Genomic DNA, 24,293 nt, shown 5'->3' on the forward strand with positions numbered 1-24,293 from the left:
CCCGATCGGCATCGACCGCGATGCGACCGAAGGTGGCGCGGCGCGTGTGTCGCGCGATGTGGTCCTGCTTGAAAGGTAAGTGCGCGTTGCGCGTTTTCAAGCAAAAAAACGCGTGAACCTGCCGAGTGCGCCGGCTGTCAGCAGCACACGCGCGCGGCTGCTTGCTTGCACCGGAATTCTGGGCCGCTACACTGAAATCGAAGGGGTCTGATGGTACGCAGGCAAGCGGGTGCGAGGTTGGTATGACGACGGCGATGGTGAAGCAGGAACTGGCGGTGGCGTCCTTCAGCACGGTGTATGACCTCGAGCAGGTCGAGACGGCGCTGAGCGACCTGAACGACGGCGCGAGCGACGCGCTGCGCGCCACCTACGAGAGGATGCTCAAGACCGGCAATCTGCGCTTTTGCGTGAAGCCGAACCGGATGCCGTCGTTCGACGCGCTCGGCGAGGCGCTGCCCAATTTCACGGAGCCGCTCGGCGACGTGCGCAAGCAGGTCGCGCTGTGCCTCGAAACCGACGACCGGCTCGAACTGATGCCGATCCTGCTGCTCGGCCCGCCGGGCATCGGCAAGACGTATTTCGCGAAGGCGCTCGCGCAGCTGCTCGGCACGTCGTATCACTACGTGCCGATGAGTTCGCTGACGGCGGGCTGGATCCTGTCGGGCGCATCGTCGCAGTGGAAGAACGCGAAGCCGGGCAAGGTATTCGATGCGCTCGTCAACGGCAGCTACGCGAACCCGGTGATCGCGGTCGACGAGATCGACAAGGCGGGCAGCGACGCGCAATACGATCCGCTCGGCGCGCTTTATGCGTTGCTCGAGCATGACACCGCGCGCGCGTTCGTCGACGAATTCGCCGAGGTGCCGATCGATGCGGGCAACGTGATCTGGGTCGCGACCGCGAACGATGCGCAGGCGATTCCGGAGCCGCTGCTCAACCGGATGAACGTGTACGAGATCGAGCCCCCCGACGCGGCCGGCGCGCGCCGCATCGCGCAGACGATTTACGACGAGATCCGCACGTCGCACGCATGGGGCCGGCGCTTTCCGGACGCGCTCGGCGACGACGCGCTCGACGTGCTCGCCGCGACGCCGCCGCGCACGATGCGGCGTGCGCTGCTGCACGCGTTCGGCGCCGCGCGCCTCGACGGGCGCGACGCGATCGAGGCGCGCGACATCCGCGCGGACGAAGGCGCGACGAAGCGCCGCCCGATCGGGTTCTGACAATCAATCGGAGTCACTCGGAATAACAGGGAGAGGCGCTGTCGGCGACGCGGGATCGGCGAGATACATCCGGCTACACATGTGTCCTGCATGCGTGTGGGCCGGGACGTACAATCGTCTTCTCTCCCTCGACGCGATAACGACGCGAAAAGCCATGGAGCAGACGGACTGTGTGGTGATCGGCGCGGGCGTCGTCGGGCTCGCGATCGCCCGCGAGCTTGCCGCGCGCGGCCGCGAGACGCTGGTGGTCGAGGCGGCCGACGCGATCGGCACCGGCGCGAGCGCGCGCAGCAGCGAGGTGATTCACGCAGGTCTCTACTATCCGCGCGGCTCGCTGAAGGCGATGTCGTGCGTGCACGGCCGCGACCTGCTGTACGAATTCTGCGAAACGCATCACGTCCCGCATCGCCGCGTCGGCAAGCTGCTCGTCGCGACCTCCGCCGCGCAGGTGAAACAGCTGAAGGCGATCGCCGCGCGCGCCGAGGAGAACGGCGTGCTCGACCTGATGCCGCTCACGCGCGGCGAGGCGCAGACGCTCGAGCCTGCGCTCGAATGCGTCGAGGCGCTGTTCTCGCCGAGCACGGGCATCGTCGACAGCCATCAGCTGATGCTCGCGCTGCTCGGCGACGCCGAACGCAACGGCGCCGTGTGCGCGCTGAAGTCCCCGGTCGAATCGATCGACGTGCTGCGCGGCGAGCGCTTCGTCGTGCGCACCGGCGGCGACACGCCGGCCGAGATCGAGGCGGCGTGCGTGATCAACAGCGCGGGGCTCGGCGCGCAGGCGCTCGCGCGCCGCACGCGCGGCCTCGATCCGCGCTGGGTGCCGCCGCTCTATCTCGCGCGCGGCAACTACTTCAGCCTGTCCGGGCGCGCGCCGTTCTCGCACCTGGTCTACCCGATGCCCGACCGCGCGGGGCTCGGCATCCACCTGACGCTGGACCTCGCCGGGCAGGCGCGCTTCGGGCCGGACGTCGAGTGGATCGACACGCCGCGCTACGACGTCGATCCGGCGCGCGCGGAGGCGTTCTACGCACCGATTCGCGCGTACTGGCCGGCGCTGCCCGACGATGCGCTGCAGCCGGCCTATGCGGGCGTGCGCCCGAAGCTCGCGGGGCCGGGCGAAGCGCCCGCCGACTTCATCGTGCAGGGCGTGGCGCAGCATGGCGTGCGCGGCCTCGTGAACCTGTTCGGCATCGAGTCGCCGGGGTTGACCGCGGCGCTCGCGCTCGCGCAGCGGGTCGGCGATATGACGGCGCGCGGGTGATTGCGCGCGGCTGATGGCGGCGGTGTCGCGGCAGTGTGGCGGCCGCGTGGCGCGACTTTGCGAAATTTCTTATCTCCGGCATTTCGGGCCGCACATTCATGTGCGTGAGCGTTATGCTGTTGAACGGCTGTCGCTAGGGTCTGTTTACATACGGAACGCACATGCGAATGCCCGAAATCGCTCGTAGGGCAAGAAGTGAGGAGCGCCGTTTGGCCGTGCCAAACAAGCGACGAGCGACGCCGCCATACGGGCGATTTCGGGCATTCCTCTGGAATGGTCTTTTCAATTTGGGGTTGCCACGAGAACGGCCGCTCGCCGTGTTGCGCTCCTTGGCGATAGTCCAGTATTCGCGGCGTCGCGCGCCTCGCGAGCGGCCGTTCTCGTGGCAACGCATGTGCGTTCCGTATGTAAACAGACCCTAGAGCAGCTTTCATATCGATAACATTGGAGCGAGTCCCCCATGAAAACTTCCCGTCGGAGTTTCCTGATCACGAGCGTCGGCGTCGTCTCGGCCATGGCGCTGTCGCGCGAAGCGCTGGCCGCCGATCTGCCGATGCTGTCCGAGAGCGACCCGACCGCGCAGGCGCTCGGCTACAAGATGGACGCCACGAAGGTCGACAAGGCGAAATTCCCGAAATACGCGGCGGGCCAGGACTGCGCGGCCTGCATGCTGTACCAGGGCAAGAAGGGCTCGGCATCCGGCCCGTGCGGCGCGTTCCCCGGCAAGCAGGTATCGGCCAAGGGCTGGTGCAACGCGTTCACGAAGATGGCATAACGCCCGAACTGCCCGCACTGCCCGCGCCGCATCGTGCGGTGCCGCAATTCAGCGCGAACCGCGACACGCCCGCCATCGTTCGACGGCGGGCGTTTTTTATTGCTTGAAATCGGTTCCGCGCCTTTCTACACTCGCTGCAAACCGGCGCGTCGCAGCGGCACCCCGCGTCGCACATCCGCACCGAACCATTTCACGAGGGCGAGACACGCATGGCGACGATTGCGGGTTCAACGAAAACGGTCGGGCCCGAGCGCGCGCTGAACCGGCGCGCGGTGGCGGCGGCGGTCATCGGCAATGCGCTCGAGTGGTACGACTTCACGGTGTTCAGCTTCATGGTGGTCGTGATCGCCGAGCTGTTCTTTCCGACGAGCAGCGAATATTCGTCGCTGCTGCTGGCCACCGCGACGTTCGGCGTCGCGTTCTTCATGCGGCCGATCGGCGGCGTCGTGCTCGGGCTGTACGCGGACCGCGCCGGCCGCAAGGCCGCGCTGTCGCTCGTGATCCTGCTGATGACGGCCGGCATCTTCCTGCTCGCGGTCGCGCCGCCCTACGCGGCGATCGGCATCGGCGGCCCGCTGCTGATCGTGCTCGGCCGCCTGCTGCAGGGCTTTTCCGCGGGCGGCGAGTTCGGCAGCGCGACCGCGCTGCTGATCGAGGCCGCGCCGTTCTCGAAGCGCGGCTTCTACGGCAGCTGGCAAATGTCGAGCCAGGCGGCGGCGCTCCTGATCGGCGCGCTCGTCGGCGCGGCCGTCACGCGCGGCCTGACGCCGGACGCGCTGCGCGCGTGGGGCTGGCGCGTGCCGTTCATCATCGGGCTCGTGATCGGGCCGATCGGCTTCTACATCCGCCGCCATCTCGCCGATTCGGAAGCCTTCCTGCATGCGCAGCAGAGCGCGCGGCGCGCGACGCTCGGCGAGGTGTTCGCGCGCCATTCGCGCGAAGTGCTGTGCGGGCTCGGCGCGGTGATCGCGCTGACGGTGACGATCTACGTGCTGATCATCTATCTGCCGACCTTCGCGGTGAAGCAGCTGAAGCTGCCGTATGCGCAATCGTTCTACGCGGTGATCGTCGGCAACCTGCTGCTCACCGTGCTGTCGCCGCTCGCGGGCGCGTGGTCGGACCGCATCGGCCGCAAGGGGCTGTCGCTGTGGTCGCTCGTGATCACGTTCGCGCTGATGTACCCGCTGTTCGTGTGGCTCGACGCCGCGCCGAGCATCGCGCGGCTGATCGCCGTGCAGGCCGTGCTGTCGGTGACGCTCGCGGGCTACTACGGCCCGTTCGGCGCGATGATCGCCGAGCTGTTTCCGGCCAACGTGCGCTCGACCGGGCTGTCGATCGCGTACAACGTCGCGGTGATGCTGTTCGGCGGCTTCGGGCAGTTCATCGTCACGTGGCTCATCAAGGCCACCGGCTCGCCGCTCGCGCCGACCTTGTACGTGATGGCGGGGCTCGCGCTGTCGATCGTCGCGGTCGCGTTCGTGCCGGCGCGCAGCGCGGATCTCGACGCGCGCCGCTGAGCCGCCGGGCATCGCGCCGTCCGCCGCAGCGCAGAACGTGTTTAGTTGGCGAAGGAAACACGCGCCGCATCAACGGAACCGCCGCTTGCGCGCCCCCGGGCCGCCGTCATGCGCCTGCAACATCCGCACATCTTCGCGCCGGCGCACCAGGACGAGTTTTTTCTCCAGCTTGTTGCGCAATCGCTAGCTCAAGTAATATCCGCGTACGCCGGCCCCTACTGAAGGGTCGGTTCCGATCTGGAGACCTGGAGGAAACATGGAATACAACCGTCTGTTGCACACCCTGCGTGTTACCGCCATGGCAGGCGTGGCAGCGGCATCGTTCGGCATCGCGGGCTCTGCATTCGCACAGATCCCGAATAAAACGCTCGTCTACTGCTCAGAAGGCAGCCCGGCGGGCTTCGATTCCGCGCAATACACGACCGGCGTCGATTTCACGGCGTCCACGTTCACCGTCTACAACCGCCTCGTCGAATTCGAGCGCGGCGGCACCAGGGTCGAGCCCGGCCTCGCCGAGAAGTGGGACGTGTCGCCCGACGGCAAGGTCTACACGTTCCACCTGCGCCACGGCGTCAAGTTCCACACGACCGACTTCTTCAAGCCGACGCGCGAATTCAACGCGGACGACGTCGTGTTCTCGTTCCAGCGCATGCTCGACGCGAACCAGCCGTTCCGCAAGGCCTACCCGGTATCGTTCCCGTACTTCACCGACATGGGCCTCGACAAGCTGATCACGAAGGTCGAGAAGGTCGATCCGTACACGGTGAAATTCACGCTGTCGGAACCGAACGCGCCGTTCATCCAGAACATGGCGATGGAATTCGCGTCGATCCTGTCGGCCGAATACGCGGACCAGCTGATGAAGGCCGGCAAGGCTGCCGACATCAACCAGAAGCCGATCGGCACGGGCCCGTTCATCTTCCGCAGCTATACGAAGGACGCGACGATCCGCTTCGACGGCAATCCCGACTACTGGAAGAAGGGCGAAGTGAAGATCGCGAAGCTGATCTTCTCGATCACGCCCGACCCGGGCGTGCGCGTGCAGAAGATCAAGCGCAACGAGTGCCAGGTGATGACCTATCCGCGTCCGGCCGACATCGCGACGCTGAAGGCGGACTCGGGCGTCGACATGCCGTCGCAGGCGGGCTTCAACCTCGGCTACCTCGCGTACAACGTCGAGCACAAGCCGATGGACAAGCTCGAGGTGCGCCAGGCGCTCGACATGGCGATCAACAAGAAGGCGATTCTCGAATCGGTGTACCAGGGCGCGGGCCAGGCCGCGAGCGCGCCGGTGCCGCCGACGCAATGGTCGTATGACAAGAACCTGAAGATGCCCACGTACGACACCGCGAAGGCGAAGGCGCTGCTGTCGAAGGCGGGCTTCCCGAACGGCTTCGAGATCACGCTGTGGGCGATGCCGGTGCAGCGCGCGTACAACCCGAACGCGCGCCTGATGGCCGAGATGATCCAGGCCGACTGGGCGAAGATCGGCGTGAAGGCGAAGATCGTCACGTACGAGTGGGGCGAGTACATCAAGCGCGCGCACGGCGGCGAGCAGGACACGATGCTGATCGGCTGGACCGGCGACAACGGCGATCCGGACAACTGGCTCGGCACGCTGCTCGGCTGCGAGGCGATCAAGGGCAACAACTTCTCGCGCTGGTGCTACAAGCCGTTCGACGAACTGGTCCAGAAGGGCCGCACGACGAACGGGCAGGATGCGCGCACGAAGATCTACACGCAGGCGCAGCAGGTCTTCGCGCAGCAGGTGCCGTTCTCGCCGATCGCGAACTCGACCGTCTACCAGCCGGTGCGCAAGAACATCGTCGACATGCGCATCGAGCCGCTCGGCTATGCACGCTTCGACGGCGTGAGCGTGAAGTGACGCGACGAGCGTAAGCTGTCACGAAAACCGGCTTGAAAACACCCGGCGGCGTGGGGCCACGAGCTCCTCGTCGCCGGTCGCACATTTCCCACAAGAAAATACGAGACGCATCATGCTCCGATTCGTATTGCGCCGCGTGGGCATGGTGATCCCGACCTTCATCGGCATCACCATCCTCGCGTTCGCGCTGATTCACCTGATACCGGGCGACCCCATCGAAGTGATGATGGGCGAGCGCGGCGTCGATCCCGTCATGCACGCGGAGGCGATGAAGCGCCTCGGGCTCGACCAGCCGCTGCCCGTGCAGTACGTCCACTACATCGGCCAGGCGCTGTCGGGCGACCTCGGCACGTCGATCATCACCAACACGAGCGTCGCGGGCGAGTTCTTCGCGCGCTTCCCGGCGACCGTCGAGCTGTCGCTGTGCGCGCTCGTGTTCGCGCTCGCGGTCGGGCTGCCGGCCGGCGTCATCGCGGCGCTGCGGCGCGGCTCGATCGTCGACCACGGCGTGATGGGCACCGCGCTCACCGGCTATTCGATGCCGATCTTCTGGTGGGGGCTGATCCTCATCATGGTGTTTTCGTCGTACCTGGGCTGGACGCCCGTGTCCGGCCGCATCGCGGTCGAATACGAAATTCCGCACGTGACGGGCTTCATGCTGATCGACGCGCTGCTCGCGCCGGACGAAGGCGTGTTCCGCTCGGCGGTCAGCCACCTGATCCTGCCGTCGATCGTGCTCGGCACGATTCCGCTCGCGGTGATCGCACGGATGACCCGTTCGTCGATGCTCGAAGTGCTGCGCGAGGACTACATCCGCACCGCGCGCGCGAAGGGGCTGTCGCCCGTGCGCGTCGTCGTCGTGCATGCGCTGCGCAATGCGCTGATCCCGGTCGTGACCGTGATCGGCCTGCAGATCGGCACGCTGCTCGCCGGCGCGGTGCTGACCGAGACGCTGTTTTCGTGGCCCGGCGTGGGCAAGTGGCTGATCGACGCGATCGGCCGCCGCGACTATCCGGTCGTGCAGGGCGGCATCCTGCTGATCGCGACCCTCGTGATCGTCGTGAACCTGGTCGTCGACCTGCTGTACGGCGTGCTGAACCCGCGCATCCGCCACACGAGGTAAATCATGAGCAACCTGCAAAACACCCTGCCGAGCGAATCCGTGCCGGTCGGCGGCCGCACGCTCGCGCTGCGCGAATTCTGGGCCAACTTCTCGCGCAACCGCGGCGCGGTCGGCGCGGGCATCATCGTGCTCGCGCTGATCGTCATCGCGCTGTTCGCGCCGCTCATCGCGCCGCACAGCCCGGTCGAGCAATACCGCGACTACGTGAAGATCCCGCCCGCGTGGCTCGACGGCGGCAACTGGAAGTTCGTTCTCGGCACCGACGAAGCCGGCCGCGACATCCTGTCCCGGCTGATGTACGGCGCGCGGATGTCGTTCTGGATCGGCTTCGTGTCGGTCGTGCTCGCGCTGATCCCGGGCATCGTGCTCGGGCTCGTCGCCGCGTTCTTCCAGAAGTGGGCGGACACGGCCGTGATGCGCGTGATGGACGTGCTGCTCGCGCTGCCGTCGCTGCTGCTCGCGGTCGCGGTCGTCGCGATCATCGGCCCCGGCCTCACCAACACGATGTTCGCGATCGCGATCGTCGCGCTGCCCGCGTACGTGCGCCTGACGCGCGCATCGGCGCTCGGCGAGCTGCAGAAGGAGTACGTGACGGCGTCGCGCGTGGCGGGTGCCGGCACGCTGCGCCTGATGTTCTCGCAGGTGCTGCCGAACTGCACGGCGCCGCTGATCGTGCAGGCGACGCTCGGCTTCTCGTCGGCGATCCTCGACGCGGCCGCGCTCGGCTTCCTCGGCCTCGGCGTGCAGCCGCCGACCGCCGAATGGGGCGCGATGCTGGCCTCCGCGCGCGACTACATCGACAACGCATGGTGGATCGTGACGATGCCGGGCCTGTCGATCCTGATCTCGGTGCTCGCGATCAACCTGCTCGGCGACGGGCTGCGCGACGCGCTCGATCCCAAACTGAAACGGATGGCCTGAACATGAGCAATCTACTGACCATCCGCAATCTCGCGGTGAATTTCAACGGCCTGCCCGCCGTCGACCGGATCAACCTGTCGATCGCGCCGGGCGAGGTGGTGGGCGTCGTCGGCGAATCGGGCTCGGGCAAGAGCGTGACGATGATGGCGCTGATGGGCCTGATCGACGCGCCGGGCAAGGTGACGGCCGACGAAGTGACGTTCAACGGCGTGGACCTGCTGAAGGCGTCGCCGAAGGCGCGGCGCAGGATCATCGGCAAGGACATCGCGATGGTGTTCCAGGACGCGCTGACGAGCCTGAACCCGAGCTACACGGTCGGCTACCAGATCAAGGAAGTGCTGAAGCTGCACGAAGGGCTGCGCGGCGACGCGCTCCACCGCCGCGCGCTCGAGCTGCTCGACCAGGTCGGCATCCCCGACCCGAAGGGCCGCATCGATTCGTTCCCGCACCAGATGTCGGGCGGGATGAACCAGCGCGTGATGATCGCGATGGCCGTCGCGTGCAACCCGAAGCTCTTGATCGCCGACGAGCCGACCACCGCGCTCGACGTGACGATCCAGGCGCAGATCATGGATCTGCTCGTGAAGCTGCAGAAGGAGCGCGGGATGGCGCTCGTGCTGATCTCGCACGATCTCGCCGTGGTGTCGGAGGTCGCGCAGCGCGTCGCGGTGATGTACGCGGGCGAGATCATCGAGACCAACCGCGTGCCGGACATCTTCGCGCAGCCGCATCATCCGTATACCGAAGCATTGCTCGCGGCGATTCCCGAGCACAACAAGGGGGCGCGGCGGCTTGCCGCATTGCCGGGGATGGTGCCGGGCCGCGATGATCGCCCGTCCGGGTGCCTGTTCGCGCCGCGCTGCAAGTACGTCGTCGACGATTGCCGCAAGGCGCGTCCGTCGCTCGACACGCTGGCGGCGGGCAACGATGCGATGCGCGCGCGCTGCATCAAGCCGCTCAATCTGACGAACCTCGACCTGACGGGAGGCGCACGATGAATGCTGTCAACGAAACGCGCCGCACGGCGCACGACGAGGATGCGGTGCTGGTCGCCGACCAGCTCGCGAAGCACTACCAGGTGAAGCGCGGCATGTTCGGCCAGGGCACCGTGAAGGCGCTCAACGGCGTGTCGTTCACGCTGAAGCGCGGCCGCACGCTCGCGGTCGTCGGCGAATCCGGCTGCGGCAAGTCGACCCTCGCGCGCCAGCTGACGATGATCGAGACGCCGACCTCCGGACACCTGACGATCGACGGCAAGGACGTCGCCGGTGCGGACCGCCAGACGGTCGCCGAGCTGCGCCGCCGCGTGCAGATGGTGTTCCAGAACCCGTTCGCGTCGCTGAACCCGCGCAAGACCGTCGAGCAGACGCTCGCCGAGCCGCTCGAGATCAACACGAACCTGACGGCCGCCGAGCGCGCGCAGCGCGTCGCGCAGATCATGCGCACGGTCGGCCTGCGGCCGGAGCATGCGAAGCGCTATCCGCACATGTTCTCGGGCGGCCAGCGGCAGCGCGTCGCGATCGCGCGCGCGATGATCCTCGATCCGCGCATCGTCGTCGCCGACGAGCCGGTGTCCGCGCTCGACGTGTCGATCCAGGCGCAGATCCTCAACCTGTTCATGGACCTGCAGGAGCAGTTCAAGACCAGCTACGTGTTCATCTCGCACAACCTCGCGGTGGTCGAGCACGTTGCCGACGACGTGATGGTGATGTACTTCGGCAGCGTCGCCGAGCTCGGCGACAAGGCGACGATCTACGCGCGGCCGCGCCATCCGTACACGCGCGCGCTGATGTCGGCGACGCCGGCGATCTTCGAGGAAGACCGCCGCGTGCAGATCAAGCTGCAGGGCGAGCTGCCGTCGCCGCTCAATCCGCCGTCGGGCTGCGCGTTCCATCAGCGCTGCCCGTATGCGGTTGCGCGTTGCCGGACCGAGGAGCCGCAGCTGCGCGACGTCGATGGCCGGCGCGTCGCCTGCCATCGCGCCGAGGAGGTGGGGGAGGAGGATGCCTGAAGGCCTGGCGGCGCGCGCTTCGACCGCGCGCCGTGAGCGCATCGGCGGTACGCGCGTGCGTCGCGCGTACCGCAACGCACGCCGCTGGAGCGTGCGCACCGTGACCGGCGCGGCGCTGGCCGGTGCGTGCGCGGTGGCCGGCCTCGCCGTACCCGTCGAACTCGCGCGGGCCGAGGCTCGCGCGTCGGCGACGGCGCCGCTCCATCCTTCGCAGGTGCCGCCGCCCGGCATGACCCTGCCGGGCTTTCACCCGCCGCCGTCGGCGTCGAACGGCACGGTCGCGAGCGGCGCGGTGCGTGCGCAGCCGGCACGGATGCCGTTTTACGTCGCGACCAAGGGCAAGGTCACGATCTACGTGCTCGGCACGCTGCACGTCGGCGATCCGTCCGACTATCCGGGCGCGCAGCCGTTCCGGCCGCGCATCCTCGCGGCGCTCGCCGCCGCGCCGACGCTCGCGCTCGAGCTGTCGCCGGACGACCTGCTCGAATCGCAGGACGACGTGTCGAAGTACGGCGTCTGCAATTACGCGTGCCTGCCGCGCCTGCTGCCCGAGCCGCTGTGGCAGCAGCTCGCGGGCCGGCTGCGCGGCAATTCGGCCGCGCTCGCCGGGATCCGCAAGATGCGGCCGTGGCTCGCCGCGCTCGTCGTCGAGACCTACGATTCGCTGTCGGCCGGCCTGCAGACCGAGTACGGCACCGAGGCGCAATTGCAGAACGTGTACCTGAAGAAGAAGGGCGGCCGGGTGGTCGGGCTCGAGACGCTCGCCGAGCAGATGCGCGCGTTCACCGGCCTCACGCTCGCCGAGCAGCGCGAGATGCTCGCGCAGGACATGGTGCAGACGCCCGCGCAGAACGCCGCCGACGTGAAGGCGCTGCACCGGCTGTGGCGGATCGGCGACGCCGATGCGCTCGCCGCGTGGGCGGTCGCGAAGAGCGAGCGCCTGTCGCGTTCGAAGGCGCTGTCCGCGTCGTTGGACAACAAGATCCTGTACGAGCGCAACCGGCGCTTCGTTGCACGGATGACGGCAATCGCCGCGCCGAACCGGCCGCTGTTCGTCGCGATCGGTGCGCTGCATCTGGGCGGCCCGCGCGGCGTGCTCGAATTGTTGCGCCAGCAAGGCTACCGGGTCGACGCGAACTGATCGCGCCGCTGCGGCGTGCCGATCCCTCCCTCGTTTGATCGACGATTTGCGTGCCGCATGTCGTCTAAGGAAAACCCTCGATTCGTCGGAAAATAGCGTTTCAAACGATTGACATCTCGTTCGGGCAATCTCTATTCTTCATCCCACAAGTTGAAAAATTGAAAAGAACAGATAAGTTCTACGGGGTAGCAAAAAAAAGCGCGGGGTGAGCGTCGCCGGCACGTGTATCGCGTGCCGGCCGCGGAGTGTCTGCATGCACGGCGGGGCCAACCATCGTCCGATCTCAATCGCATGCGGGCCGACTTGCGGATAAGCAACGTTTCGTCGTCCAACCGGGGGATGCAACAACGGGCGGCGGCGGACGTATTTTGATCCGGAGCAGGTCTTTCCGGTCGCCGTCGACAGACGGCTTCAGTTGGCGAACCGGCATCCGGCGATGCGGTTCGGCCAATAGAAAAGCGCCTCCTGGGCGCTTTTTTCTTTTCGGTCCCGCTACGGTGCCGTGTTCTTCGGCCATGCCACCGCGCACGTCACGTCACGTCACGCGTCACGCGCCTTCGTCCGCGTGCAGCGCGCCCGGGGCCACGACGTCGATTCCCGCCTTTTCGAGCGCCGCGCGTATCCGTCGCGCAAACGCCAGCGCATGCGGCCCGTCGCCATGCAGGCAAACCGTCTGCGCATTGAGCGGCACCCATTCGCCGCTGACCGCGCGCACCCGCCGGTCGCGCACCATGTCGAGCGTGCGGGCGATCACCTCGTCCTCGTCGTCGACGAGCGCGCCCGGCTCGCTGCGCGGCACGAGCGCACCGTCCGCGCGATAGCCGCGATCGGCGAACACCTCCTCGATCGCCGCCAGCCCCGCGTGCCGCGCGGCCGCGACGAACACGCTGTTCGCGAGGCCGAACACCGCGAGCGACGGATCGAAATCGTGAATCGCGGACACCACCGCGTCGGCGATCAGCGGATCGCGCGCGGCCTGGTTGTACAGCGCGCCGTGCGGCTTCACGTGCGCGATGCGGCCGCCTTCGGCCTGTGCGATCGCAGATAGCGCGCCAAGCTGATAAAGGACGCCCGCGTAGATGTCGGTCGCCGGCAGCTGCATCTCCTTGCGGCCGAAATTCTCGGGATCGAGAAAGCTCGGGTGCGCGCCGATCGACACGCCCTTCTGCACGGCCCAGCGCACGCAGTCGCGCATCGCGTTCGCGCCGCCCGCGTGCCAGCCGCACGCGATGTTTGCCGACGTAACGAGGTCGAGCAGCGCCTCGTCCGATCCGTATCCTTCGCCCAGGTCGGCGTTCAGATCGATTTCCATGATGTTCCTCGTCCACCCAATGCGTGGCGCGGCGCCTGGATGTGCCGCCTGTTGCTGCATCATCGTCACGCCGCGCGCGATTGCGCACGCTGGCGCGCTTCCTCGCGCATCGCGATCGCGACGTCGATCTGCCGCAGGTAGGCCCGCTCCGCGGCCAGTGCATCGCGCGCCGCGTCGGGCGTCGTGCGCACGAAGCGGATCGGCAGGTTCAGCCGCGCCTGCGCAAGCTTCCACAGGTCCGCGCGAATCACCGTTCCGATCTTAGGATACCCCCCGGTCGTCTGCGCGTCGTGCATCAGCACGATCGGCTGGCCGTTCGGCGGCACCTGGATCGTGCCGGGGAGCACCGCGTGCGACAGCAGTTCCACCGGCCGTTCGCGGGTCAGCTCGACGCCGGCGAGGCGGTAGCCCATCCGGTTGCTGTTGGCCGTGACGAGCCATTCGTCATCCCAGAACGCCTGCTGCGACTCCGCGCCGAACGACGCGTAGTCGGGGCCGGGCAGCACACGCACCGGCATCGCCCACGGCGCGTGCGCGTGGGCGGGCCGGTGGCGGCGCGGCGGCTCGTCGACGCGCGCGAAACCGCACCACGCCGGCGCCTTGACGCCGAACTCGGGCGCATCCGCCGCGAGGCAGCCGAGGGTCGCCGGCGGCACGCCGACCGGCAGCCGGTCGCCGTCGCGCAGCGCGCGGCCGCCGAGGCCGCCGAAGCGCGACGCGAGATCGGTGCTGCGCGAGCCGAGCATCGGCAGCACGTCGATGCCGCCCGCGATGCACAGATAGCCGCGCATCCCGCGCTTCGCGGCCGGCATCGTCAGCGTCTGGCCGGCCTCGACGGGCAGGCTCCACCACGAATGGACGGGCTTGCCGTCGAGCATCGCGCCGAATTCGGTGCCGGTGACCGCGATGCGCGTCGCGCGCGGGAAGCGGAACGCGGCCGGGCCGATCGTGATCTCGACGGCGGCCGCGTCCGGGCGGTTGCCGACGAGCCGGTTGCCGACCTCGAGCGCGAGGCTGTCGAGCGCGCCGCCCTGCGCGACGCCGAGATGGCGCGCGCCCTGGCGGCCGAGATCCTGCACGGTCGACAGCGGGCCGGCCCGCAACACCTCGATGCTGCCCGGCGCTTTGCTCTGGGTCATGTCGCGTGGACTCCCGCAATGGTGAAGCGCACCCGGTCGCCGGGCAGGAGCAGCGTCGGCGGCTGCCGGGACGGATCGAACAGCACGTGCGCCGTGCGGCCGATCAGCTGCCAGCCGCCGGGCGACGTGGCCGGGTAGATGCCGGTCTGCGCGCCGCCGATGCCGACCGACCCGGCCGGCACCTCGAGGCGCGGCGCCGCGCGGCGCGGCATGTGCAGTGCGGCGTCGAGGCCGCCGAGATAGGCGAAGCCCGGCTGGAAGCCGAGGAAGAACACCACGTATTCGGCGCCCGCATGGCGCGCGACCACCTCGTCGGCCGACAGGCCCGTATGCGCGGCGACCGCCTGCAGGTCGGGGCCGGCCGCGCCGCCGTATTCGACCGGAATCTCGATTTCGCGGCCGGGCGCATGCTCGACGTCGGCGGTTTCCCACGCGTCGAGCAGCGTGTTCGACAGCGTGTCGGCGGACGCGGCAAGCACGTCGAACACGATCGTCAGGTTGTTCATGCCCGGCACGACGTCGATCACGTGCGGCCACGCGCGCGCGGCCTCGGCAACGGCCCAGACGCGCCGCTGGCAATCGAGCGTGGCGGGAGGCGGCACCTCGCAGACGAGCGCGGCGTCGCCGAGCGGATAGATGCGTGGATGCGTCATCGGTCAGGCCCGGTTCGGGCGGCAATATTAACGTACATTGTCAAGAAGATATCGATAACTTGCAGTGCGCGTTTTTGCCTAGCAGGTGCGCGCAGGCTTCTGACGTACACTCGGCACACCCTGACATCCTGCGTGCGCCGACTGCCCCATGAAGCGTCATCCGACCAAGATCGTCTCTTCCGAACACCTGGTTTCCGATTCGAGCGCGGAGCTGTCCGAGCTCGAATACGGGCTCATCATGGCAGGCAACGCGTTCAACCGCTGGATGGTGCGGTGCATGTCGGCCGCGGGCGCGAAGGACATGACGGCGGTCGAGGTGTCGCTGCTGCATCACGTCAGCCATCGCGAGCGCCAGAAGAAGCTCGCCGACATCTGCTTCGTGCTCAATATCGAGGATACGCACGTCGCGACCTACGCGCTGAAAAAACTGATCGCCCGAGGCTACGTCAAGAGCGAGAAAAGCGGCAAGGAAGTTTTCTTCTTCGCGACCGAGGCCGGGCGCGACCTGTGCCTCAAGTATCGCGAGGTGCGCGAACACTGCCTGATCGAGACGCTCAAGGACAGCGGCCTCACCAACGAGCAGATCGGCGACGCGGCGCAACTGCTGCGCCACGCGTCCGGGCTGTACGACACGGCCGCGCGGGCGGCGGCGTCGCTGTAGCCGGGCGCGCGGCCGCCCGCGGTGACCCGGCAGTGTAGGCTGCCGATTGCGACGGTTTATTGACGTCCTGAGGGATATTTCGGCGCGCTTACGCGTCGGCCACGTAGGTTTCCTCGTCCGTCACGACCCAGCGCATCGCGAGATCGTGATCCTCGGCCGGCAGCGCGTCGACCTTGCACGCCTCGTACGCGATGCCGACCGTCACCGGCAGCGACCCGCCCGGCCACGCGGCGAGCGTGCGGTCGTAATACCCGCCGCCATACCCGAGCCGGTACAGCCACGTGTCGAATCCGACGCACGGAATCAGCAGCAGGTCGGGCACCACGACCACGCCGGACGCCGGCTCCGGAATCCGGTGGTGCCCTTCGCGCATCGGCGTCGCGTCGTCCCACGCATGAAACTCGAGCGGCGCGCGCTGCTCTCGGATCACCGGCAGCGCCACCTGCCGGCCGGCCTGCGCCGCGCGCCACGCGAGCACCGCCGCGCGCGCGTCGAATTCCCCCGGCAGCGGCCAGTAGAACCCGACCGTGCGCGGCGCGAGCCGATCGAGCAACGCACGCAGCCGCGCATCGAGCGCGTCGTTCACCGCGGGGCGCGACGCGGCGTCGCGGCGGGCCTCGGACAGCGCCCGGCGCAGCGCCTGCTTCCGTTCGGCCAGATGGTTGCGTGCTATGCTTTCGCTCACTCCGTGCTCCATTCAAAACGATGTCGAACAGCCTTTTTCGAGTATATCGCGCGGTCGCGCTGACGCTTTCGGCCGCCGCGGTCGTCGCGGGCACGGCCGCGTGCGCCGCACCGTCCGGCGACACGCTCGCCGGGGACGACCAGACCTTCATCCAGCTTCGCGAAGCCGCGCGCCGCAACGACGCCGCGAAGGCCGCGCAGCTCGCCGCGATGATCCCGAACTATCCGGCGCCGTCGTACCTCGAGTATTTCCAGATCAAGCCGCAGTTGTTCGATGCCACGGGCCGCGCGCGTGTCGACGCGCCGGACGCGCCCGTGCTGTCGTTCCTGCAGCGCTACGACGGCCAGGCGATCGCCGACCGCATGCGCAACGATTACCTGCTCGTGCTCGGCGCACGCCACGACTGGCGCAATTTCGATGAGCAGTACAAGCGCTTCGTGCTCGACGACGACACGCAGGTCAAGTGCTACGCGCTCGAATCGCGGGCCGCGCGCGGCGAGAACGTCGCCGACGCGGCGCGCGCGCTGCTCGTCGAGCCGAAGAACTACGGCGACGCGTGCGTCGACCTGATCACCGCGCTCACCGTCAACCAGCAGTTCTCGAGCGACGACGTGTGGCAGCAGGTGCGCCTCGCGTTCGAGCAGAACTACACGACGCTCGGCGGCAAGATCGTCGATGCGCTCGGCCCGCGCCCGGTCGCGTTCGACCAGGCGACGAGCGCGCCGCCGCTGTTCCTCGCGCGCGGCGTCGGCCCCGACGCGGTGTCGCACCAGCTCGCGCTGATCGCGATCGGCCGCGTGGCGCGCAACGATCCGGACCAGGCGGCCGGCTTGCTCACGTCGCTTGCGTCGTCGCTGACGAAGCAGGAACAGGCGATCGCGTGGGGCGCGGTCGGCTACCAGGGCGCGGTAAAGCGCTCGGCGCTCGCGTCGGTCTGGTATGCGAAATCGGCGAACGCGCCGCTGTCGAACGCCGCGTACGAATGGCGCACGCGCAGCGCGCTGCTCGTCGGCAACTGGCCGATGGTGCGCTGGTCGATCGAACAGATGCCGCCGTCGCTGCGCAACGATCCGGCGTGGGTCTACTGGCATGCGCGCGCGCTCAAGCAGAGCGGCGACACGCTGCAGGCGAACCAGGAGTTCGAGCAGATCGCCGCGCAGTTCAACTTCTACGGGCAGCTCGCCGGCGAGGAGCTCGGCCAGCGCACGAAGATCCCGCCGCGCACGACGGTTTCCGACGCCGAGATCGGCGAGATGGCCAAGGTGCCGGGCTTCGCGCTCGCGCAGCGCTTCTATGCGCTGAACCTGCGCCTCGAAGGCAACCGCGAATGGAACTGGCCGCTGCGCGGGATGACCGACCGGCAGCTGCTCGCGGCCGCCGAGTACGGCAAGCGCGTCGACCTGCTCGACCGCACGGTGAACACGGCCGACCGCACGAAGGCCGAGCACGATTTCACGCTGCGCTACCCGTCGCCGTACCGCAGCATCGTCGAGCGCTACGCACAGTCGACCGGGCTCGACGTCGAATGGGCGTACGGGCTGATCCGCCAGGAATCGCGCTTCATCACGAGCGCGCGTTCGTCGGTCGGCGCGGGCGGGCTGATGCAGCTGATGCCGGCGACCGCGCAGCTCGTCGCGAAGAAGCTCGGGCTCGGCACGATCTCGCGCGCGCAGATGCACGACATCGACACGAACATCCAGCTCGGCACCTGGTATCTGGCGGACATCTACAACAACTTCGACAGCTCGCCGGTGCTCGCCACCGCCGGCTACAACGCGGGCCCGGGCCGGCCGCGCCAGTGGCGGCAGGTGTTGACGCAGCCGGTCGAAGGCGCGATCTTTGCGGAGACGATCCCGTTCAACGAGACGCGCGACTACGTGAAGAACGTGCTGTCGAACACGACGTATTACGCGGCGCTCTTCGAAGGGAAGCCGCAGTCGCTGAAGAAGCGGCTAGGCACGATCTCGCCCTGATCTGCAACCTGCACACTGCCGCGCGAGACGCGGCAGTGTGCTTTTGGGGCCCGCCACCCGCGCGAGCGCGGGCGGGCCTGATGGAGGGTCGAACATGGATCAGACCATCGCGCTGCTGGGAGGGACCGGCTTCATCGGCAGCCGGCTCGTGAGTGCGCTGATCGATGCCGGCAAGCACGTGCGGCTCGGCACCCGCCGCCGCGAGCATGCGCGCCACCTGATGATGCTGCCGGTCGAGATCGTCGAGCTCGAAAGCCTCGACGAGCGCAGCCTGGCCCGCTTCGTCGCCGGCGCGCACGCGGCCGTGAATCTCGTCGGCGTGCTGCACGGCGGGCACGGCACGCCGTACGGCGCCGGCTTCGAGCGCGCGCACGTCGCGCTGCCGGCCGCGCTCGCGAGCGCGTGCATCGAGGCCGGCGTGCGGCGCCTGCTGCACATGAGCGCGCTCGGCGCGAATTCGCACGGCGCGAGCATGTACCAGCGCTCGAAGGGCGACGGCGAGGCCGCGCTGCACGCGGTCGCGGCCACCGATTCGCTCGCGCTGACGATCTTCCGGCCGTCGGTCGTGTTCGGGCCGGGCGACGCGTTCCTCAACACGTTCGCGCGGCTGCACCGCACGCTGCCGGCGATTCCGCTCGCGATGCCCGACGCGCAGTTCCAGCCGGTGTTCGTGGGCGACGTCGCGCGCGCGTTCGTCAACACGCTCGACCTCGCGGCCGCGCGCGGCAAGACCTACGAGCTCGGCGGCCCGAAGGTCTATACGCTCGAGGCGCTGGTCCGCTATTGCGGCACGCTGGCCGGCCGCGAGGCGCCGATCGTGCGGCTGCCCGACGCGATCGCGCGGCTGCAGGCGGCGTTCTTCGAATGCCTGCCGGGCGAGCCGGTGATCACGCGCGACAACCTCGCGTCGATGTCGGTGCCGAACGTGCTGTCCGGCCCGCTCGCGCCGGAGCTCGGCATCCAGCCCGTGAGCCTCGAAAGCATCGTGCCCGCGTATCTCGGCGACGCGGCGCTGCGGTCCCGCTTCGACTGGTTCCGCTCGCGCCGCTAGTTCGCCTTTTTCTCTGCGTTTTCCTGGAATTCCGTCATGAGACTGGTCATTGGAGACAAGAATTACTCGTCATGGTCGATGCGGCCCTGGGTGCTGCTCACGCATTTCGGCATCCCGTTCGACGAAATCGTCATCGAGCTGCGCCGCGACGACACGAAGGCGCGCATCCTCGAACACTCGCCGTCCGGCAAGGTGCCGTGCCTGATCGACGACCACGGCGTCGCGATCTGGGATTCGCTCGCGATCGCCGAGACGCTCGCCGAGCGCTATCCGCAGCACCCGATGTGGCCGGCCGATCCGCTCGAGCGCGTGCATGCGCGCTGCGTGTCGGCGGAGATGCATGCGGGCTTCGCGGCGCTGCGCGAGCAGATGGGGATGAACGTGCGCGCGTCGATGCCGGGCCGCGGCGCGACACCCGACGCGCTCGCCGACGTCGCGCGCATCGACGCGCTGTGGAGCGAATGCCTCGAAGCGTCGGGCGGGCCGTTCCTGTTCGGCGAATTCGGCATCGCCGACGCGATGTACGCGCCGGTCGTGATGCGCTTCAACACGTATGCGCCGGGCCTGTCGCCGGAAGCGTCCGGCTACGTCGAGCGCGTGAGCTCGCTGCCGGCGGTGCAGCGGTGGATCGACGGTGCGCGCCGCGAGACGCACGTGATCGCCGACTACGAGCCGACGCCGTGAGGGTCCGCGCATGAGGATCTACGCAGTAGGCGGCGCGATCCGCGACGAGCTGCTCGGCGTGCCGGTGCAGGACCGCGACTACGTGGTGGTCGGCGCGACGCCGGAGCAGATGGTCGCGCAGGGCTTCAAGCCGGTCGGCAAGGATTTTCCGGTGTTCCTGCATCCGCAGACGCACGAGGAATACGCGCTCGCGCGCACCGAGCGCAAGACGGCGGCCGGCTACCACGGCTTTCAGTTCTACTATGCGCCGGACGTGACGCTCGACGAGGATCTCGCGCGGCGCGACCTGACGATCAACGCGATGGCGCGCGAGGTGAGCCCGGACGGCTCGCTGGCCGGGCCCGTGATCGATCCGTTCGACGGGCAGGCGGACCTGCGCGCGCGCGTGTTCCGGCACGTGAGCGACGCGTTCGTCGAGGACCCGGTGCGGATCCTGCGCATCGCGCGCTTCGCCGCGCGCTTCACCGGCTTCACCGTCGCCGACGACACGCTCGCGCTGATGCGGCGGATGGTCGACGCGGGCGAAGTCGACGCGCTCGTCGCGGAGCGCGTGTGGCAGGAGCTCGCGCGCGGGCTGATGGAGGCGCGGCCGTCGCGGATGTTCGAGGCGCTGCGCGAATGCGGCGCGCTCGCGCGCATCCTGCCCGAGGTCGATGCGCTGTGGGGCGTGCCGCAGCGCGCCGACTACCACCCGGAAGTCGATACGGGCGTGCACGTGATGATGGTGGTCGACCACGCGGCGAAGCAGGGCTATTCGCTCGCGGTGCGCTTCGCGGCGCTGACCCACGATCTCGGCAAGGCGACGACGCCCGAGGACGTGCTGCCGCGCCACATCGGCCACGAAGGCCGCAGCGTCGACCTGCTGAAGCCGCTGTGCGACCGGCTGCGGGTGCCGAACGAGTGCCGCGACCTCGCGCTCGTCGTCGCGCGCGAGCACGGCAACATGCATCGCGTGATGGAGATGGGCGCGGCGGCGCTGGTGCGGCTGTTCGAGCGCACCGACGCGCTGCGCAAGCCGGCGCGCTTCGCGGAGATGGTGCAGGCGTGCGAAGCCGACGCGCGCGGCCGGCTCGGGCTCGAGACGCAGCCGTATCCGCAGGCCGAGCGGCTGCGCGTGGCGCTGGTGGCGGCGCGCGGCGTCGATGCGGGCGCGATCGCGCGCGGCGTCGGCGCCGACACCGCGAAGATCAAGGACGCCGTGCATCGCGCGCGGATCCAGGCGGTCGCGCGCGCGCTCGACATCGGCGAGTGACGTTGGCGGACGCGGGTGGACGCGGCGGCGGCGCGGGCGGTGTCCGCCGTGCGCGTTACGCGGCCGCCTCGATGCGCGGCTCCGGCGCGCGTGCGGCCGGCATCCCCATCGCCGCATAGCGTGCGAACGCGTCCGGCGTCAGGTTCGAGCCGCATACGATGAGTGCCACGCGCTTGCCCGCGAGCCGTTCGCGCAGCGGTCCGAACAACGCGGCGGTCGCGGCCGCGGCCGCCGGCTCCAGCGCGAGCTTCATGTCGCGGAACAGCCAGTAGACCGCCTGGGCCAGTTGCGCGTCGTCGATCTGCACGACATCGTCGAGATAGCGCCGGCAGAGCGCATACGTATAGGCGGACGCGTGCGGTGCGCCGAGGCTGTCGGCGATCGACGTCATCGCGAGCAGGCGCTCGGGGCGGCCCGACGCGAAGCTGCGGTGCATCGTGTCGGCGCCCGTCGGCTCCGCGCCGTACACCGCGCAGTGCGGCGCCAGCTGCTTGACGGCCGCGGCGATGCCGCCGCTCAGGCCGCCGCCGCCGACGGGCACGATCACCGCGTCGAGCCCGTCGATCTGCCGCAGCAATTCGAGCCCGATCGTGCCGGTGCCTTCCGCGATGCGCGGGCCGTCGAACGCGGGCACCATCGCCCGAGCGTCGCGCAGCTCGATTTCGCGGGCTTGCGAGAAGGCTTCGTGAATGTCCTCGGTGAGGATCACGTGCGCGCCGAAGCTCCGGCACGCGTCGATGCGGGCCGGGCTTGCATGGCGCGACATCAGCAGCGTCGCCTGCGTGCCCGACACGCGCGCCGCATAGGCGACTGCGACCGCATGATTGCCCGCGCTCGCGGCGACCACGCCCCGCGCGCGCTCGGCGGCGCTCAGCGCCTCGATGCAGTTGAGCGCGCCGCGCAGCTTGAACGTGCCGGTGATCTGGAACAGCTCGAGCTTGAGCCAGACTTCGGTGGCCGGCGCGAGCGACGCGACGGCGGGCCCGGTGCGCCACTGCCAGACCGGCGTTTCCAGCACCTTGCCGCGCAGCCGCGCGGCGGCCTGGCGAATATCCCCGAGCGTTGGCCATGCGCAAGGGAGGGCGGCTGCGTTTCGACTCGACATACGACCTTGCCTCTCATTAAGGTTCCGTCTTCCTTCGCCCGCGCATTGCGCGCGGCGAAGGACGCCCGCTGCGCCGTGTTGGGCCGGCGTCGGTCCGGGTCTGTCCGTCCGGAACGGGTTTAAGTATGACTAAAATTAAGTGGCACTTAAATTTTAGTCAAGGAAAATTTTTGAGATGGCGAGGTGAAGAGAAGGGGAAGCGGAGCGGGGTGCGTGGGCCGGCTGGATCAGCCGGCCTGCGGGCTTACTTCTTCGTGCGTGCGGCGCGCTTGCGGGCCGGGACAGCGGTGTCCGCCGGGCGCTTGCCGGCGGGCGCGCGAGGTTTCGCGGCGGCTGCCTTGTCCGCGGTCCTGGCTTCCCTGGCTTTCTTCGCGGCGGGCCGCGCCGAGCCTGACGGCGCCGGGGGCGCGGCACGACCGCGCTTTGGCGCGGGCGCGCGGCGGCTCACGCGCGGTTCGCCCGCAGGCGGTTTGGCATCGCTGTCGGGCGGCGTGAATTCGGCCGACGCGGACACGAATTCGGAATGGCTGTCGTCGAACAGCGGCAGCGTGCCGACCACGATCAGTTCCGCGGGTCCGCCGCCCACGTTCTCGACGCGGTGCTGCTTGTGCGCGTCGAAGTGGATCGAATCGCCGGGCGACAGCAGGTAGTCCTTCCTGCCGACGGTATAGCGGATCTGCCCGGACAGGATGTAGACGAATTCGTCGCCGCCGTGCGCGACCCATTCCGAGCAGTAGCCTTCCGTCATCTGGACCTTGAGGGCGTTGATGAGGCTGCCGTCGAAGGTGGTGGAGAGCCGCTCGTAGCGCTGCGACGTCTCGCCGACCGAATACGACTCCCGGCTGCCCTGGTGCGAATCGGGCTGCTCCTGGCGCGGCTGGTCGAGCAGCACGCCGAGCGGCACGTTCAGCGCCTTGGCGACGTTGACGAGCGACGAAATGGAGATGCCCGTGAGATTGCGCTCGACCTGGGACAGAAAGCCGATCGACAGCTTGGCTTCGGTGGCGACTTCCAGCAGTGTTTTCTTCGATTCCCGGCGCAGGCGACGAATGCGCAGGCCGATATGCATGATGTCTGAATCCATGAATTTCCTTCGTGGCAACGAGTGGAAGGCGAGCGGAGGAGGCGGTGCAGTCGCCTGGACGTTCCTTTCCGCGAATCGCACGAAGCACGACCGTTCGCAAGACGAGGTCGGCGCATTGTACCGCGCAGCGTCCCCGGGGCGGTTCCAGTGCCGCGCACACGTTTTACATTGGACATAAATTTCAGTCCGATAAAAATTTTAGCTTGACCTCAATTTGAGCCTGATCTAGATTCTCTCACGCGGCATCAAAAATTTAAGCTGGACAATAATTTCCGAGGCCCTACCGCATGAACACACACGCTGGATACACGCGCATCGCGGCGAACCGCTATCGCGAGGACAAGGGGTTCCATTACGACGACTTCGTCGTCGGCGAGACGATCGAGCACCGCCCCGGGCGCACGATCACGGCAACCGATAACGTCTGGCAATCGCTGATCGCGATGAACCAGCATCCGCTGCACATCGAGAGCGAATTCGCGAACCGCACCGAATTCGGCGAGCTGCTGGTGTCGAGCCTCGTCACGTTCAACATCGTCAACGGCATGACGGTGCACACGATCAGCCAGAAAGGCATCGCCAATCTCGGCTGGGACGAGGTGCGGCTGCTCGCGCCCGTGTTCGTCGGCGACACGCTGTACGCCGAGACGGAAATCCTCGACAAGCGGCTGTCCCGGTCGAGGGCCGGGCAAGGCATCGTGACGGTCCGCACGACCGGCACCAAGCAGGACGGCGCGGCCGTCATCACGTTCAAACGTACTATCCTGATTCCGCAGCGCGCCGCATTGACGTAGCGCAGCGCGCCGCGAACCTCGGGCGGAAGCACGCATTTCT

22 protein-coding genes are annotated in these 24,293 nt (G+C 68.4%); 16 read left to right on the top strand and 6 right to left on the bottom strand.

The features are described from left to right. Positions 1–242: 242 nt before the first annotated feature. The 10 genes from HWX31_RS11505 to HWX31_RS11550 all read left to right on the top strand — a co-directional run bounded on the left by HWX31_RS11505 (position 243) and on the right by HWX31_RS11550 (position 11,860). Entirely contained in the window at positions 243–1,223 is a 981-nt protein-coding gene (locus HWX31_RS11505; protein WP_059611799.1) for an AAA family ATPase, read from the top strand. 154 nt (positions 1,224–1,377) lie between these two features. Next, positions 1,378–2,487 carry an NAD(P)/FAD-dependent oxidoreductase gene (locus HWX31_RS11510; protein ID WP_174964728.1) on the top strand — a complete coding sequence of 370 codons (1,110 nt, stop codon included), beginning with the start codon at positions 1,378–1,380 and terminating at the stop codon, positions 2,485–2,487. A gap of 460 nt (positions 2,488–2,947) precedes the next feature. Continuing rightward, the gene (locus HWX31_RS11515) at positions 2,948–3,262 is read left to right on the top strand and encodes a high-potential iron-sulfur protein (protein ID WP_059616382.1); all 315 of its coding nucleotides are present in this window, start codon (positions 2,948–2,950) and stop codon (positions 3,260–3,262) included. A 209-nt stretch (positions 3,263–3,471) separates the two neighbouring features. Further along, positions 3,472–4,779 (top strand): MFS transporter, encoded by a 1,308-nt coding sequence (locus tag HWX31_RS11520; RefSeq protein ID WP_174964729.1) that lies wholly within the window; start codon positions 3,472–3,474, stop codon positions 4,777–4,779. Positions 4,780–5,035: 256 nt separating this feature from the next. Then, positions 5,036–6,664 (top strand): ABC transporter substrate-binding protein, encoded by a 1,629-nt coding sequence (locus tag HWX31_RS11525; protein ID WP_174964730.1) that lies wholly within the window; start codon positions 5,036–5,038, stop codon positions 6,662–6,664. Positions 6,665–6,776: 112 nt separating this feature from the next. Continuing rightward, positions 6,777–7,787 carry an ABC transporter permease subunit gene (locus HWX31_RS11530; RefSeq protein WP_174964731.1) on the top strand — a complete coding sequence of 337 codons (1,011 nt, stop codon included), beginning with the start codon at positions 6,777–6,779 and terminating at the stop codon, positions 7,785–7,787. A 3-nt stretch (positions 7,788–7,790) separates the two neighbouring features. Beyond that, positions 7,791–8,708 (top strand): ABC transporter permease subunit, encoded by a 918-nt coding sequence (locus HWX31_RS11535; protein ID WP_174964732.1) that lies wholly within the window; start codon positions 7,791–7,793, stop codon positions 8,706–8,708. A gap of 2 nt (positions 8,709–8,710) precedes the next feature. Next, complete coding sequence (locus tag HWX31_RS11540) at positions 8,711–9,706, top strand: ABC transporter ATP-binding protein (RefSeq protein WP_059616377.1); 996 nt, start codon at positions 8,711–8,713, stop codon at positions 9,704–9,706. Then, the gene (locus HWX31_RS11545) at positions 9,703–10,719 is read left to right on the top strand and encodes a peptide ABC transporter ATP-binding protein (protein ID WP_059616375.1); all 1,017 of its coding nucleotides are present in this window, start codon (positions 9,703–9,705) and stop codon (positions 10,717–10,719) included. The genes HWX31_RS11540 and HWX31_RS11545 overlap by 4 nt, the downstream gene beginning before the upstream one ends. Continuing rightward, positions 10,712–11,860, top strand: a complete 1,149-nt coding sequence (locus HWX31_RS11550; protein WP_174964733.1) for a TraB/GumN family protein — start codon at positions 10,712–10,714, stop codon at positions 11,858–11,860. The genes HWX31_RS11545 and HWX31_RS11550 overlap by 8 nt, the downstream gene beginning before the upstream one ends. Before the next feature lie 547 nt (positions 11,861–12,407). Here HWX31_RS11550 and pxpA read toward each other — a convergent pair. The 3 genes from pxpA to pxpB all read right to left on the bottom strand — a co-directional run bounded on the left by pxpA (position 12,408) and on the right by pxpB (position 14,964). Continuing rightward, positions 12,408–13,172, bottom strand: a complete 765-nt coding sequence (gene pxpA / locus HWX31_RS11555; RefSeq protein WP_042586523.1) for a 5-oxoprolinase subunit PxpA — start codon at positions 13,170–13,172, stop codon at positions 12,408–12,410. A 65-nt stretch (positions 13,173–13,237) separates the two neighbouring features. Next, positions 13,238–14,311, bottom strand: coding sequence for a 5-oxoprolinase subunit C family protein (locus tag HWX31_RS11560; protein WP_174964734.1), 1,074 nt, complete (start codon positions 14,309–14,311; stop codon positions 13,238–13,240). Beyond that, positions 14,308–14,964, bottom strand: coding sequence for a 5-oxoprolinase subunit PxpB (gene pxpB, locus HWX31_RS11565; protein WP_174964735.1), 657 nt, complete (start codon positions 14,962–14,964; stop codon positions 14,308–14,310). The genes HWX31_RS11560 and pxpB overlap by 4 nt, the downstream gene beginning before the upstream one ends. A 148-nt stretch (positions 14,965–15,112) precedes the next feature. Between pxpB and HWX31_RS11570 the strand changes: the two genes are divergently transcribed. Then, on the top strand, positions 15,113–15,625 hold the full coding sequence (locus HWX31_RS11570; protein ID WP_042586520.1) for a winged helix DNA-binding protein: 513 nt from the start codon (positions 15,113–15,115) through the stop codon (positions 15,623–15,625). Positions 15,626–15,713: 88 nt separating this feature from the next. Here HWX31_RS11570 and HWX31_RS11575 read toward each other — a convergent pair whose 3' ends face one another. Continuing rightward, positions 15,714–16,322 (bottom strand): 5-formyltetrahydrofolate cyclo-ligase, encoded by a 609-nt coding sequence (locus tag HWX31_RS11575; RefSeq protein ID WP_059611776.1) that lies wholly within the window; start codon positions 16,320–16,322, stop codon positions 15,714–15,716. Positions 16,323–16,330: 8 nt separating this feature from the next. Here HWX31_RS11575 and HWX31_RS11580 point away from each other — a divergent pair, with 8 nt between their 5' ends. The 4 genes from HWX31_RS11580 to HWX31_RS11595 all read left to right on the top strand — a co-directional run bounded on the left by HWX31_RS11580 (position 16,331) and on the right by HWX31_RS11595 (position 21,270). Further along, positions 16,331–18,283 (top strand): lytic transglycosylase domain-containing protein, encoded by a 1,953-nt coding sequence (locus HWX31_RS11580; RefSeq protein ID WP_059650660.1) that lies wholly within the window; start codon positions 16,331–16,333, stop codon positions 18,281–18,283. A gap of 94 nt (positions 18,284–18,377) precedes the next feature. Next, complete coding sequence (locus HWX31_RS11585; protein WP_174964736.1) at positions 18,378–19,334, top strand: complex I NDUFA9 subunit family protein; 957 nt, start codon at positions 18,378–18,380, stop codon at positions 19,332–19,334. Between the two features lie 36 nt (positions 19,335–19,370). After that, positions 19,371–20,018 carry a glutathione S-transferase family protein gene (locus HWX31_RS11590; protein WP_174964737.1) on the top strand — a complete coding sequence of 216 codons (648 nt, stop codon included), beginning with the start codon at positions 19,371–19,373 and terminating at the stop codon, positions 20,016–20,018. Between the two features lie 10 nt (positions 20,019–20,028). Next, positions 20,029–21,270, top strand: coding sequence for a multifunctional CCA addition/repair protein (locus HWX31_RS11595; RefSeq protein ID WP_174964738.1), 1,242 nt, complete (start codon positions 20,029–20,031; stop codon positions 21,268–21,270). A gap of 55 nt (positions 21,271–21,325) precedes the next feature. Here HWX31_RS11595 and HWX31_RS11600 read toward each other — a convergent pair whose 3' ends face one another. Together HWX31_RS11600 and HWX31_RS11605 are read right to left on the bottom strand one after the other, a co-directional pair. Further along, the gene (locus HWX31_RS11600; protein WP_059611767.1) at positions 21,326–22,375 is read right to left on the bottom strand and encodes a pyridoxal-phosphate dependent enzyme; all 1,050 of its coding nucleotides are present in this window, start codon (positions 22,373–22,375) and stop codon (positions 21,326–21,328) included. Between the two features lie 244 nt (positions 22,376–22,619). Continuing rightward, a complete protein-coding gene (locus HWX31_RS11605) occupies positions 22,620–23,459 on the bottom strand; it encodes a helix-turn-helix domain-containing protein (RefSeq protein ID WP_174964739.1) in 840 nt (279 codons plus the stop codon). Positions 23,460–23,746: 287 nt separating this feature from the next. Here HWX31_RS11605 and HWX31_RS11610 point away from each other — a divergent pair, with 287 nt between their 5' ends. Then, complete coding sequence (locus tag HWX31_RS11610; RefSeq protein WP_059611763.1) at positions 23,747–24,253, top strand: MaoC family dehydratase; 507 nt, start codon at positions 23,747–23,749, stop codon at positions 24,251–24,253. Positions 24,254–24,293: the final 40 nt, after the last annotated feature.

This window comes from Burkholderia ubonensis, from assembly GCF_902833085.1.
Lineage (GTDB): Bacteria > Pseudomonadota > Gammaproteobacteria > Burkholderiales > Burkholderiaceae > Burkholderia > Burkholderia ubonensis.

Coding starts and splice junctions, on each gene's coding strand:
- pxpB (WP_174964735.1), bottom strand. CDS start 14,964: ATGACGCATCCACGCATCTATCCGCTCGGCGACGCCGCGCTCGTCTGC.
- HWX31_RS11545 (WP_059616375.1), top strand. CDS start 9,703: ATGAATGCTGTCAACGAAACGCGCCGCACGGCGCACGACGAGGATGCG.
- HWX31_RS11600 (WP_059611767.1), bottom strand. CDS start 22,375: ATGTCGAGTCGAAACGCAGCCGCCCTCCCTTGCGCATGGCCAACGCTC.
- HWX31_RS11580 (WP_059650660.1), top strand. CDS start 16,331: ATGTCGAACAGCCTTTTTCGAGTATATCGCGCGGTCGCGCTGACGCTT.
- HWX31_RS11505 (WP_059611799.1), top strand. CDS start 243: ATGACGACGGCGATGGTGAAGCAGGAACTGGCGGTGGCGTCCTTCAGC.
- HWX31_RS11525 (WP_174964730.1), top strand. CDS start 5,036: ATGGAATACAACCGTCTGTTGCACACCCTGCGTGTTACCGCCATGGCA.
- HWX31_RS11540 (WP_059616377.1), top strand. CDS start 8,711: ATGAGCAATCTACTGACCATCCGCAATCTCGCGGTGAATTTCAACGGC.
- HWX31_RS11595 (WP_174964738.1), top strand. CDS start 20,029: ATGAGGATCTACGCAGTAGGCGGCGCGATCCGCGACGAGCTGCTCGGC.
- HWX31_RS11510 (WP_174964728.1), top strand. CDS start 1,378: ATGGAGCAGACGGACTGTGTGGTGATCGGCGCGGGCGTCGTCGGGCTC.
- HWX31_RS11560 (WP_174964734.1), bottom strand. CDS start 14,311: ATGACCCAGAGCAAAGCGCCGGGCAGCATCGAGGTGTTGCGGGCCGGC.
- HWX31_RS11550 (WP_174964733.1), top strand. CDS start 10,712: ATGCCTGAAGGCCTGGCGGCGCGCGCTTCGACCGCGCGCCGTGAGCGC.
- HWX31_RS11530 (WP_174964731.1), top strand. CDS start 6,777: ATGCTCCGATTCGTATTGCGCCGCGTGGGCATGGTGATCCCGACCTTC.
- HWX31_RS11575 (WP_059611776.1), bottom strand. CDS start 16,322: ATGGAGCACGGAGTGAGCGAAAGCATAGCACGCAACCATCTGGCCGAA.
- HWX31_RS11520 (WP_174964729.1), top strand. CDS start 3,472: ATGGCGACGATTGCGGGTTCAACGAAAACGGTCGGGCCCGAGCGCGCG.
- HWX31_RS11570 (WP_042586520.1), top strand. CDS start 15,113: ATGAAGCGTCATCCGACCAAGATCGTCTCTTCCGAACACCTGGTTTCC.
- pxpA (WP_042586523.1), bottom strand. CDS start 13,172: ATGGAAATCGATCTGAACGCCGACCTGGGCGAAGGATACGGATCGGAC.
- HWX31_RS11585 (WP_174964736.1), top strand. CDS start 18,378: ATGGATCAGACCATCGCGCTGCTGGGAGGGACCGGCTTCATCGGCAGC.
- HWX31_RS11590 (WP_174964737.1), top strand. CDS start 19,371: ATGAGACTGGTCATTGGAGACAAGAATTACTCGTCATGGTCGATGCGG.
- HWX31_RS11610 (WP_059611763.1), top strand. CDS start 23,747: ATGAACACACACGCTGGATACACGCGCATCGCGGCGAACCGCTATCGC.
- HWX31_RS11515 (WP_059616382.1), top strand. CDS start 2,948: ATGAAAACTTCCCGTCGGAGTTTCCTGATCACGAGCGTCGGCGTCGTC.
- HWX31_RS11605 (WP_174964739.1), bottom strand. CDS start 23,459: ATGGATTCAGACATCATGCATATCGGCCTGCGCATTCGTCGCCTGCGC.
- HWX31_RS11535 (WP_174964732.1), top strand. CDS start 7,791: ATGAGCAACCTGCAAAACACCCTGCCGAGCGAATCCGTGCCGGTCGGC.